The sequence below is a fragment of the Devosia sp. GW821-FHT12F11 genome (assembly GCF_058806655.1).
Window position 1 is genome coordinate 224,013 of record NZ_JBXAPX010000006.1, and the last position, 11,968, is coordinate 235,980.

The window sequence follows — 11,968 nt, forward strand, 5'->3', positions numbered from 1 at the left end:
GAGACTCAGATGAATCGCTTTGTAATTGCTCTGCTTTCCGGCGTTGCCGGTCTCGCTCTCGTGTCGGGCGCCCAGGCGGCTGACCTGATCATCGACGAGCCCGCAGCGGGTGTGGTCGAAGTTGCCGGCGGCAACTGGGACGGCCTGTTCGTCGGCGCTTTCGTCGGCGGCCTCGGCGGCACCTTCGACATCGACGGCGCCCCGGTTGATTGGGATGTCAGCGGCTGGCTGGCCGGCGTGAACCTCGGCGCCAACTTCACCGTGGCCGATGGCATCGTGCTCGGCGTGGTGGGCGACGTTGCCTGGTCGAACGCTGAGAATGGCGATGATCCGTTCTCCATCGACTGGACCGGCTCGCTGCGCGGCCGTCTCGGCTTCGACGGCGGCTCGTTCCTGCCCTACCTGACCGCTGGTCTGGCGGTTGCTGGTGGCGAGATCGGCGACTTTAACGAGACCCATGTCGGATGGACCGTCGGTGCGGGCGTCGAGTTCGCCGTGGCCGATAACATCTCGGTCGACCTGCTGTACCGCTACTCGGACTACGGCACTGCCGATTACAACGGCGACGAGTTCGGCCTCACCGCTCACGCCGTCACCGTCGGCCTGAACTTCAAGTTCTAAGGCATTTGGGCTGGTCGCGCTTTTCGAACCGGAAAAGTCTGCAACTTTTCCTGAAAGCGCTCTAGGTCAATCAGCACAATCACGAACGGCCGTCCTTCGGGCGGCCGTTCTGTTTTTGCATTCGGGGCGCAACACGACTATGTAGCGGCCTTCCGCACCTTCGAGCCTCAAATGAACGCCCTGACCGCCACGGCGCCTGCCGCAAAACTGTTGCCCTACCAGTCGCGCCGGACTTTTGCGATCATCTCGCACCCGGACGCCGGTAAGACCACGCTCACCGAGAAGCTCCTGGCCTCGTCGGGCGCCATCCAGCAGGCGGGGCAGGTGCGGCACCGCGCCAACCAGCGCGCCACCCGCTCGGACTGGATGGACATCGAGCGGCAGCGCGGCATCTCGATCACCTCGTCGGTGATGACCTTCGAGCACCTGGGGCTGACCTTCAACCTGCTCGATACGCCCGGCCACTCGGATTTCTCCGAGGATACCTACCGCACGCTCACCGCGGTCGACGCAGCCATCATGGTGATCGACGTCGCCAAGGGCATCGAGGCGCAGACGCTGAAGCTGTTCGAGGTGTGCCGGCTGCGCGACATCCCGATCATCACCTTTGCCAACAAGGTGGATCGCGAGGGCAAGGACCCAGTCGAGATTCTCGATGAGATCGCCTCGACCCTGGCGCTCGATGTCTCGCCGGTGGTTTGGCCGCTCGGCGGCGGCGTCGACTTCAAGGGTATCGTCGATCTCACGGCGGGCGTGGTGAAGCGTCCGAACGGCGAGGTGTGGAAGACCTTTGCCGATGTCGAGGAGTTGAGCCGCGACAACGAGTTCGCCATGGATCCGGTGATCATGGCCAGCCTCGAGAATCTCGAGCTGGCGCGCGCCGGCTTCCCCGCCTTCGATCACGAGATCTATCTCGCCGGCCACCTGACGCCGGTGATCTTCGGTTCGGCGCTGAAGTCGGTCTCGGTGCCCGAGATGCTGGCGGCGCTCGGCGCCTGGGCGCCCGAGCCGCGGCCGCAGCCGGCCGAGCCCAAGCCGATCGAGCCGAATGATCCCAAGGTTTCGGGCTTCGTGTTCAAGGTGCAGGCCAACATGGACGCCAATCACCGCGACCGCATCGCCTTCGTGCGGCTGAGCTCGGGCACCTTCAAGCGCGGCATGCGGCTGAAGAATGTCCGCACCGGCAAGGACATGGCGGTATCGAACCCGATGTTCTTCTTCGGCCATGATCGTGAGCTGGCGGAAGAGGCGGTCGCCGGCGATATCGTCGGCATCCCCAACCACGGCGCGCTCAGCGTCGGCGACACCCTCACCGAGGGCGCCAACATCAAGGTGACGGGGATCCCGAACTTCGCGCCGGAAATCATCCGCCGCGTCCGCCTCACCGATCCGATGAAGGCCAAGCAACTGGCCAAGGCGTTGAGCGACCTGGCTGAAGAGGGCGTGGCGCAGATCTTCCGCCGCATGGTGGGCGCCGACTACATCGTCGGCGTGGTCGGCCAGCTGCAGCTCGAAGTGCTGCAGAGCCGCATCAATTCCGAATACAACGTGCCGATCAGCTTCGAGTCGATCAATTTCGAACTCGCCCGCTGGATCGTCTCCGAAGACAAGGCGGAGCTTGCCCGCTTCATCTCCACCAACAAGCTGGAGATGGCCGAGGACAAGTACGGCGACCCGGTCTACCTGGCACAATCCACCTGGTGGCTCGGCCGCGCCGAACGGGATTATCCGAAGGTGCAGTTCCTGACGACGAAGGAACGGCATTAGGGGCTTGGTCCGTCCCGTGCGGCGCCTCCGGGAAGCGAGAAGCACCGTGCCTCCGCGCACCCCCTCCGAGCTGCGCCAGGTCGCGTCGCTCCCAAGCTTCGCTTGCCTCCCCCGTCAAGGGGAAGGTGGCATCCAGTTCATGGCTGGATGGGATCACAAGCACCGGCGGGCACCCTCCCCTTGACGGGGAGGGATGGCGAGGGGTGTGCAGCGCGCGATGTCCGCGAGGGCCAACTATCTCGCCCACAGTCGCCACCGCCAAACCCTTCTGCCGCCTTGTGATCTCCATGATCGGACCCTATCTCCGCCGGGCGAGCGGGGAGGGGCTGATGAGGGGCGAGTGGGCATTGGTGGCGGCGCCGGTCCGCGCCATCTACGGCCGCTTCTGGCGGGAATCCCGGCTGGCGCTGGGCGGCATCGCGTTGATGGTGCTGCTCGCAGCGCTCGGCCAGGTGGCGACGCCGTACCTGTTTTCCCGGCTGATCGATTCGCTCAATACGAACCTGGTGCCGGCGGGCATCGTCATGGCGTTCGTCGTTTACGCGATCCTGCGCGGCGCTTCGAGCGCGGTGTCGCAGGCGACGCAGTACATGGCCTGGGGCGTGGCGCAGGGGCTCAACTTCATCGTCGGCACCAGCTTCTTCGAGCGCATTCTCAACAAGCGGGTGTCGTTCTTCATCGAGCACAATCCGGTGGAGATCCAGAAGGCGCGTTCCGAAGGCGAGCGTTCGTTGTTCATCTTCGTGCAACTGGGGATCATCGTCTTCCTGCCGGCGCTGCTCGGCATCGTCTTGGGCGTCGGCGTGCTCGGGGCAGCGATCAATCTCGAGATCGTCGTTATTGTTCTCGTTTATGGCGCGGCCTTCATCACCTTCACCTATTTCGCCAACCGCTGGACGCGGCCGTTCCTCGACAGGGCCATCGAGGCCGACCAGGAGAACGCGGCCTTTGTCGGCAACGCCATCAACGCCATGGAAACGCTGCGCTACTTCAACGGCGATAAGTGGATCGGCGATAATTTTGCGCGCAAAGCCGGCGAAGTGCGTGGCGCCTGGCGGCAATGGACCGTGCGCCACCTGAGCTATGCCTTCGGCTTCGGCGCGGCGCTCGCGGTGCAACTGGCGGTCACCTTCCTGCTGCTCATTCCGCGCTACGAGGCGGGCCAGCTCAGCGTCGGCGACATTGTCCTGATCAACACCCTGATGATCCAGCTGAACCAGCCATTCGAGATGATCGGCTCGGCCATCGACGACATCGTACGCGCCTATTCCGGATTTCTGCCCTTCGCCCGGATGTGGGCCGAACCCGAGGACCAGGACGCCACCGGCCGTCTGCCGGTCGGGCCGGGGCGGCTGGAGTTCGCTCATGTCGGCCATCGCTACGGCGAGACGCCGGTGGTCGAGGATGTGAGCTTCGTCGCCGAGCGCGGGCGGCTGACCTTCATCACCGGTCCGACCGGGGCCGGCAAGTCGACGCTGTTCAAGCTGGCGCTCAAAGCGCTGGAGCCGGAGCAGGGGAGCATCACGGTCGACGGCACTGATCTCTGCACCGTCGGCCGCGCCAGCTGGTATGCGGCGATCGGCGTGGTGCCGCAGGAGGTGATGCTGCTCAATGACACGCTGAGCGCCAACATCGTGCTCGGCCGCGAGCGCGATGCCGACAAGCTCGAACGCGCTACCCGGCTGGCCTCGATCCACAAGTTCATCACCGGCTTGCCCGAGGGGTTCGAGACTACGGTCGGCGAGCGCGGCCTTAAGCTTTCGGGGGGCGAGCGGCAGCGCATAGCCATTGCCCGAGCGCTCTACGACAACCCGGAGTTCCTGTTTCTCGACGAGGCCAGTTCCGCCCTCGACGAAGCGACCGAGGCGGCGATCATGGCGGAGCTGCGCGGCCTCAGCGGGGAGGCGACCATCATCGCCATCACCCACCGCAAGTCGGTCATCGCGGAGACCGACACCGTCATTCGCCTGAAAGCGAGGAAGCCGAGAGGCGAAAGAGCTTTGCAGGGCACACCCGGCCCGGCTATCTGAGGCACGTGAACAGGGGAGTGGACTCATGAACAGGCGCAAACTCGGCAAGACCGGCTACGAGGTTTCGGAGATCGGGCTCGGCACCTGGCAACTGGGCGAGAGCTTCGGTTCGCTCAACGACGAGACGGCGGCTGAAATCCTGAAGACGGCCCGCAGCGCCGAGGTGAATTTCTGGGACACCGCCGACGTCTATGGCGGTGGGCAGTCCGAGCGGCGGATCGGTGAGTTCAAGGACAAGAAGGGCGTGTTCCTCGCCACCAAGCTCGGGCGTAACGGCGAGATCTTCCCCAACAAGACCGGCTACACCAAGAAGAACATCAAGGAGAGCCTCGCCGGCTCCCTGAAGCGGCTCGACGTCGAGACGCTCGACCTGGCGCAGCTCCACACCATCCCCACCGAGGTGCTGCGTGACGGCGAAGTCTTCACCATCATGGATGATCTGCGCGATGCGGGGATGATGCGGCACTGGGGCGCCAGCGTCGAGAATGTCGAGGAAGCGCTGCTTGCGATGAAGTCGGATGGCTGCACGACGCTGCAGATCATCTTCAACCTGTTCCGGCAGGACTACATCACCGAGGTGTTCCCGACCGCTACAAAGCGCAATGTCGGTATCATCGTCCGTCTGCCGCTCGCCTCGGGCCTGCTCTCGGGCAAGTGGAACAGGGACACCAAGTTCGCCGCAACCGACCATCGCAACTTCAACGCCAATGGCGAGAAGTTCAACGTCGGGGAGACCTTCTCGGGCCTGCCCTTCGACAAGGGCGTCGGCTTCGCTGAGCAGTTGAAGCAGATGGTGCCCTCGGGCATCCCGCTCAGCCAGTTCGCGCTACGCTGGATTCTCGATCAACCCGCAGTGTCGACGATCATCGCCGGGGTGACGCGACCGGACCAGTTGCGCGCCAATGTCGATGCGACCAAGCGCGAGCCGGTGGAACCGGCTTTGGCCGAGGAACTGGCAGGCTGGTACCAGGAGAAGGTGCGGCCGGAGATCCGTGGGCGGATCTAGTAGCAAGGGCCGGAGCAGACGGCCCCCTCCCATCCTCCCCCATGAAGGGGGGGGGCCGCGCCGGCGTATCTGGCACGATCGAGCCACAAACTCGACTCTTCACCTCCCCCTTCATGGGGGAGGATGGGAGGGGGCCGTCTCTATCAGCCAACCAAGACCTCCCCATCCGCCTAGCCCCCCTTCCATCCACCGCCGCCGCTGCCTAAGTTAGCCGCACCCTCCCACCACCTGAGTACCCACATGTCCGAGCATCCCGCCTTCGAACTCGTCCGCGAGCAGCAGATCGGGGAGATCAGTTCGCTGGCCAGGCTCTATCGGCACAAGCAAACCGGGGCGGAGGTGCTGAGCCTCATCAACGACGATGAGAACAAGGTGTTCGGCGTGACGCTGAAGACCCCGCCGGAGGATTCGACCGGTGTGGCGCATATCCTCGAGCATTCGGTGCTGTGCGGTTCCCGCAAATATCCGGTGAAGAAGCCGTTCGTGGAACTGCTGAAGGGCTCGCTCCATACCTTCCTCAACGCCATGACCTTCTCCGACAAGACCGCCTATCCGGTGGCGTCGCAGAACCTCAAGGACTTCTACAACCTGGTCGATGTCTACCTCGACGCAGTGTACTTCCCGCTGATCAGCGAGGACACGTTCCGGCAGGAAGGCTGGCACTACGAGCTCGATTCCACCCAAGGGCCGATGGTCTACAAGGGCGTGGTGTTCAACGAGATGAAGGGCGCCTATTCCTCGGCCGCCGCGGTGCTGGGCAAGGTCAGCCAGCTGTCGCTCTATCCCGACACCACCTATGGGGTGAATTCGGGCGGCGACCCCAAGGCGATCCCCGACCTCACCTACGAATATTTCAAGAACTTCCATTCGAAGTACTATCACCCGTCCAACTCGCGCGTGGTGTTCTACGGCGATGACGATCCGGCGCAGCGCCTCGCCATCCTCGAGGGGTATTTCAGCCAGTTCGAGCGCATCGATCCCAAGGCCGAGATCGCTATCCAGCCACGCTGGAGCGCGCCGCGCTCGCTGCACGAGACTTACGCCGCCAGCGAAGCCGAGGCCGGCAAGAAGACCGCCATGGTGTCGGTCAACTGGATGCTCGACGAGATCACCGACCCCGAGCTGGCGCTGTCGCTCAACGTGCTCGAGTCCGTGCTGGTCGGCACGTCCGCAGCGCCGCTGCGGAAGGCGATGATCGATTCCGGGCTGGGCGAAGGGCTCACCGGTTCGGGCCTCGCCGATGGCATCCGCCAACCCTATTTTACCTTCGGGCTCAAGGGCATTGCGGATGATGCCGGCGACAAGGTCGAGCAGCTGATCATCTCGACGCTCGAGCAGCTCAGCGCTGAGGGGATCGACCCCAAGACCATCGAAGCAGCTGTCAACACCACCGAGTTCGGGCTCAGGGAAAACAACACCGGCTCGTTCCCGCGCGGCATCGCGCTGATGTTCCGCGCCATGGGCACCTGGCTCTATGGGGGCGACCCGCTGGAGCCGCTGAGCTTCGAAGCGCCGCTGGCGGCGCTCAAGGCCAAGTTGGCCGCCGGCGAGCCGGTGTTCGAAAGGCTGATCAAGACCCATATCCTCGACAACAAGCATCGTTCCACCGTGCTGCTCACCGCCGACCCGAACAAGGCGGCCGAGGAAGCCGCCGAGGAGCGGGCGCGGCTCGATGCGGCGCAGCAGGGGCTCGATGCGGCCGGCATCGCCGAGGTGGCCGAACAGACCCGCCACCTCAAGGCGTTGCAGAACGAGGTCGATCCACCCGAAGCGCTGGCCAGGATCCCCACGCTGACGCTCGAGGACCTGCCGCGCGCCAACAAGGCGATCCCCATCGCTAAGGAAGAGCTTGAAGGCGTCACACTGTTCAGCCACGACCTGCCCACCAGCGGCGTGGTCTATCTCGATCTCGGTTTCAACCTCACGGCGCTGCCGGGCCGGTTGTTGCCCTACCTGCCGCTGTTTACCCGCGCCCTGACCCAGACCGGCACCGGCAGCGAGGATTTCGTCTCGCTGACCCAGCGCATCGGCCGCACCACCGGCGGCGTCGGTGCCAGTCGCTGGACCTCGACCCGCCGCGATGGTTCGGGCACTGCCGCCTGGCTGTTCGTCCGCGGCAAGGCGACGCCCGATCATGTCGGCGACATGCTGTCGATCATGCACGACGTACTGACCGATGCGCGGCTCGATAACCGCGAGCGCATCCGCCAGATGGTGCTGGAATCGAAGGCCGGCTTCGAAAGCTCGCTGGCCGGCATGGGCAATGGCATCGTCTCGATGCGGGTACGCGCCGGGTTCAGCGAGGCCGACTGGCTCAACGAGAAGCTCGGCGGGGTCAGCCATTACTTCTTCCTCAAGGACCTCGCCGCTCAGATCGACGGCAACTGGCCGGCGGTGCAGGCGGCGCTCGAGGAAATCCGCACGCTGTTGATCGGCCGCACCGGGATGATCGTCAACGTCACCGCCGACAGCTTTGCCATTGCGGCGCTGAAGCCGGAGCTGGCGACGTTCATCGCGGCGCTGCCGACGGGCGCCGGTCCCTCAGCCGAAGGCTGGGGGTACGAGCCCGGTCCGCAGTCGGAGGGCCTCACCTTTCCGGGCCAGGTCAACTACGTGGCCAAGGGCGCCAACCTCAAGGCGCTCGGGTTCGAACCGACCGGCGGCACCGCCGTCGCCATCAAGCACCTCAACACCACGTATCTGTGGGACAAGGTGCGGGTGCAGGGCGGCGCCTATGGCGGCTCGTCGGGGCTCGATCCGTTCGCCGGTACCTTCGCCTTCACCTCGTATCGCGACCCCAACCTCGTCGACACCATCGATGTCTACGACAAGGCCTCGGCCTTCCTCAAAGACGGGGTAGGGGAGCAGGACCTGGTGCGCTCGGTGATCGGCGTCATCGGTTCGGTCGATACCTACCGGCTGCCCGACGCCAAGGGCTTCACCGCGCTGGTCTGGGAACTCACCGGCGACAGCGAGGATGCGCGGCAGAAGCGCCGCGACGAGATTCTCGGCGCCAGCAACCGCGACTTCAAGGCGCTGGCCGAGGCGCTGGATCAGGTCGCGCGCAGCGGCCAGGTGGTCGTGCTCGGCTCTGAGAAGGCGATCAAGGCCGCCAACGACGAGCGCGGGAATTTCCTCAAGGTGACGAAGGTTCTGTAGTCGTTCGGGGGAGTCAGTTTCTGACCCCAACTCCGATGTCATCCCAGCGAAAGCTGGGACCCAACTCGCCTCAGCGCAAGTGGATGCTTGGGTCCCTGCTTTCGCAGGGATGACATTCGGTGGTGGTGGCAAGCGGGTGCCTACGCAGGAGCAGCCGACTAGTCCTTGTACGCCCCACCCGGGTCGTCGGTCCCGAACATGTCGGTGCGGGCGACGGCAGCGTAATGATCGTCGTCGGTCTGCAGGTGCAGGGCGGAGAGGATCTTGCCGAGCATGTTCTGCTCGGCCTTGCCGGTATGCTGCTTGCTCAGTTCCACCAGGTAGGCGGAGGTCGCATCGAGCCGGCTCGCCATCAGCCAGGCGAGGCGAAACGTCATCGCCTGGTCCTGCTCGAGATACTTGCGCGCGTCCATGATGACACGGACAGTGGCATTGCCGTCGGCCCGCACCGTCGCACTGTTGCGTGTGCCGAGCACGACCGACATCTCGCCGACCACCGAGTTCGGCGACGAGATGCTGGCAATCGCTACCCCGTCGCGTTCAACCAGCAATTGCCCGCTTTCGAGCACAAATAGATCCCCGCCCTCACGGCCCTGCGCGATCAGTATTTCGCCGGGCGCCAGTACGCGCGTCGGCTGGGCTGCGGCCAGTTCGAGCAGGCTCTCCATTATCGGCTCCGTTGATTGTCAGCGCAGCCTATTCGGTCAAATGCAACCGGGATAGGGTTTCGCCGTTGATTTTCATACGTCGTTCCGGATTGGAGGAAGTACTTTAGTCCAATGGCTTCCCCGTTCCTCGATCGCGACCTCTACGTCCGACCCATCGGCGCCTATATCGATCCCCCGGTGCCCCGGGCCCGGGCGATCATCACCCATGGCCATGCCGATCACGCGCGCGCGGGTCACGGCGCCGTGCTGGCGACCCCCGACACCATCGCCATCATGAAGGCCCGCTACGGCGAGGACTCGGCGGGCCGGTTCCAGCCGCTCGAGTTCGATACGCCGCTGCTGGTGGATGACGTGACCATCACGCTGAAGCCGGCCGGCCACATCCTCGGCTCGGCACAGGTTCTGATGGAGCACCAGGGCCAGCGCATCGTCGTTACCGGCGACTACAAGCGATTGCCGGACCGGACGGCGCAGCCGTTCGAGCTCGCTGAGTGCGACCTGCTGGTGACCGAAGCGACGTTCGGCTTGCCAGTGTTCCAGCACCCCGATCCGCTCGACGAGATCGGCCGGCTGCTGCGCTCTGCTGCTGCCTTTCCAGATCGCGCCCATGTCATCGGCTGCTACGCGCTGGGCAAGGCGCAGCGGGTGATCGCGCTGTTGCGCGACGCCGGCTACGACGCGCCGATCTACCTGCACGGGGCGATGATCCGGCTCTGTGAACTCTACATCACCCGCGGCATCCCGCTCGGGGAACTGAAGCCGACGCTCGGCACCAGCAAGGCCGAGCTCGCCGGGCAGATCGTCATCGCGCCGCCCTCTGCCATCAAGGATCGCTGGAGCCGCCGGCTGCCCGATCCGGTGCTGGCCGTCGCCTCGGGCTGGATGAGCGTCAAGCAGCGGGCCCGGCAATCCGGCGTCGAGCTGCCGCTGGTGATCTCCGACCATGCCGACTGGAACGAGTTGCGCCAGACCATCGCCGAAACCCAGGCCGGCAAGGTCTGGGTGACGCATGGGCGCGAGGATGCGCTGGTCTATCACTGCCGGCAGCAGGGGCTCGAAGCCGAGCCGCTCAACATCCAGGCGTTCGAGGAGGGCGAAGAGGGCGAGCCCGATGCGCAGGGGGAGCTCGAAGAGTGAGGCGCTTCGCCCAACTGATGGAGCTCCTGGCGCTCACTCCGTCGCGCAACCGCAAGCTCGAGGCGCTGACGCAGTATTTTGCCGAGACGCCGGACCCGGATCGCGGCTTTGCGCTCGCCATCCTCACCGGCGCGCTCACCTTCAAGAACGTTAAGCCGGCGATCCTGCGCGATGTCGTGCTGGCCGAGGTCGATCCGCATCTGTTCGCGCTCAGCTACGATTATGTCGGCGATCTGGGAGAGACCATCGCGTTGATCTGGCCGCATCATGGCGGGATAGAGCCGCTGCCCTCGCTCTCGGACCTGGTCGAATTGTTCAACATGACCAGCAAGTCCGAGCTGCCGCGTCTTATCGGTTCGCTGCTGACGCGAGCCTCGATCAACGAGCGCTGGGCGCTGGTGAAGTTCGCCACCGGTGCGCTGCGCATCGGCGTCAATGCGCGATTGGCCAAGACCGCTTTGGCCGAAATGAGCGGCAAGGCGCTGCAGGAGATCGAGGAGGTGTGGAACGGCCTCACCGTGCCCTACACCGATCTGTTCGATTGGCTCAGCGGCAAGGCGGAGCGGCCGGATATCGATCACACCGCGCGCTTCCACCCGCTGATGCTCAGTAACCCGATCGATGAGGGCAAGGACCTCGAGAAGCTCGACCCCGCCGACTTCGTCGCCGAGTGGAAATGGGACGGCATCAGGGTGCAACTGATCGCGTCGAAGGGCAGGGTGTCGCTGTTCTCGCGCACCGGCGACGATATCGCCGCCGCCTTCCCTGACGTGACCGAAAGCGTCTTCGGCGATGCAGTGCTCGACGGCGAGCTGCTGGTCGGGGCGAAGTTCGAACCGCTGCCGTTCAACGACTTGCAGCAGCGGCTCAATCGCAAGGTCGCGACGGCCAGGCATCTTGCCGACTACCCCGGCTTCGTCCGCGTCTACGACATGCTGTTCGACGGCAACGAGGACATCCGGGCGCTCCCGTGGAGCGAGCGGCGGCAGCATCTCGAGAGGTGGTTCGAGGAGAACCCGCAGACCCGCCTCGACCTCTCCCCGGTGCTGAGCTATCGCGACTGGGACGATCTGGCCGAGATCCGCCGCCGCGGCGCTGCCGAGCAGGGGCACGAGGGGGTGATGGTGAAGCTGCGCAATGCGCCCTACGTGCCGGGACGTCCCAAGGGCCTGTGGTACAAGTGGAAGCGCGACCCGAACGTGGTGGACGCCATCCTGATGTACGCGCAGCGCGGCCACGGCAAGCGCTCGTCGTTCTATTCGGACTACACGTTCGGCGTCTGGAAGGGCAACGAGATCGTGCCGATCGGCAAAGCCTATTTCGGCTTTACCGACGAGGAACTGAAGCAGCTCGACAAATGGGTGCGCAACAATACCGTCGCCAGCTTCGGCCCGGTGCGGGAGGTCTCGAAGGAGCTGGTGTTCGAGGTGGCGTTCGACAGCGCGCAGCAATCGGGCCGGCACAAATCCGGCATCGCCCTTCGCTTCCCCCGCATCAACCGGATAAGGTGGGACAAGCCGGCCAGCGAGGCCGCAACGCTTGACGAAATGCAGGTCTTCTTGACCGCCACCTGAGGCTGG

Annotated in this window: 8 protein-coding genes; 7 read left to right on the plus strand and 1 reads right to left on the minus strand. The window is 64.9% G+C overall.

Annotated features, from left to right (window positions below; genetic code table 11):
- Nucleotides 1-9 precede the first annotated feature (9 nt).
- The 5 genes from AC1ROK_RS18710 to AC1ROK_RS18730 all read left to right on the plus strand — a co-directional run bounded on the left by AC1ROK_RS18710 (nucleotide 10) and on the right by AC1ROK_RS18730 (nucleotide 8,583).
- Entirely contained in the window at nucleotides 10-621 is a 612-nt protein-coding gene (locus AC1ROK_RS18710; protein ID WP_492849665.1) for an outer membrane protein, read from the plus strand.
- Nucleotides 622-792: 171 nt separating this feature from the next.
- On the plus strand, nucleotides 793-2,388 hold the full coding sequence (locus AC1ROK_RS18715; protein WP_492849667.1) for a peptide chain release factor 3: 1,596 nt from the start codon (nucleotides 793-795) through the stop codon (nucleotides 2,386-2,388).
- Between the two features lie 329 nt (nucleotides 2,389-2,717).
- On the plus strand, nucleotides 2,718-4,418 hold the full coding sequence (locus tag AC1ROK_RS18720) for an ABC transporter ATP-binding protein (RefSeq protein ID WP_492849669.1): 1,701 nt from the start codon (nucleotides 2,718-2,720) through the stop codon (nucleotides 4,416-4,418).
- A gap of 25 nt (nucleotides 4,419-4,443) precedes the next feature.
- Complete coding sequence (locus AC1ROK_RS18725; protein WP_492849671.1) at nucleotides 4,444-5,424, plus strand: aldo/keto reductase; 981 nt, start codon at nucleotides 4,444-4,446, stop codon at nucleotides 5,422-5,424.
- A gap of 240 nt (nucleotides 5,425-5,664) precedes the next feature.
- Entirely contained in the window at nucleotides 5,665-8,583 is a 2,919-nt protein-coding gene (locus AC1ROK_RS18730; RefSeq protein WP_492849673.1) for an insulinase family protein, read from the plus strand.
- Between the two features lie 158 nt (nucleotides 8,584-8,741).
- Here the strand turns inward: AC1ROK_RS18730 and AC1ROK_RS18735 are convergent, their stop codons facing one another.
- On the minus strand, nucleotides 8,742-9,251 hold the full coding sequence (locus tag AC1ROK_RS18735) for a Crp/Fnr family transcriptional regulator (protein WP_492849675.1): 510 nt from the start codon (nucleotides 9,249-9,251) through the stop codon (nucleotides 8,742-8,744).
- Between the two features lie 111 nt (nucleotides 9,252-9,362).
- Between AC1ROK_RS18735 and AC1ROK_RS18740 the strand changes: the two genes are divergently transcribed.
- A complete protein-coding gene (locus AC1ROK_RS18740) occupies nucleotides 9,363-10,388 on the plus strand; it encodes a ligase-associated DNA damage response exonuclease (RefSeq protein WP_492849677.1) in 1,026 nt (341 codons plus the stop codon).
- A complete protein-coding gene (locus AC1ROK_RS18745; RefSeq protein WP_492849679.1) occupies nucleotides 10,385-11,962 on the plus strand; it encodes a cisplatin damage response ATP-dependent DNA ligase in 1,578 nt (525 codons plus the stop codon). Before AC1ROK_RS18740 ends, AC1ROK_RS18745 begins: the two co-directional genes overlap by 4 nt.
- The last annotated feature ends 6 nt before the right edge of the window (nucleotides 11,963-11,968 follow it).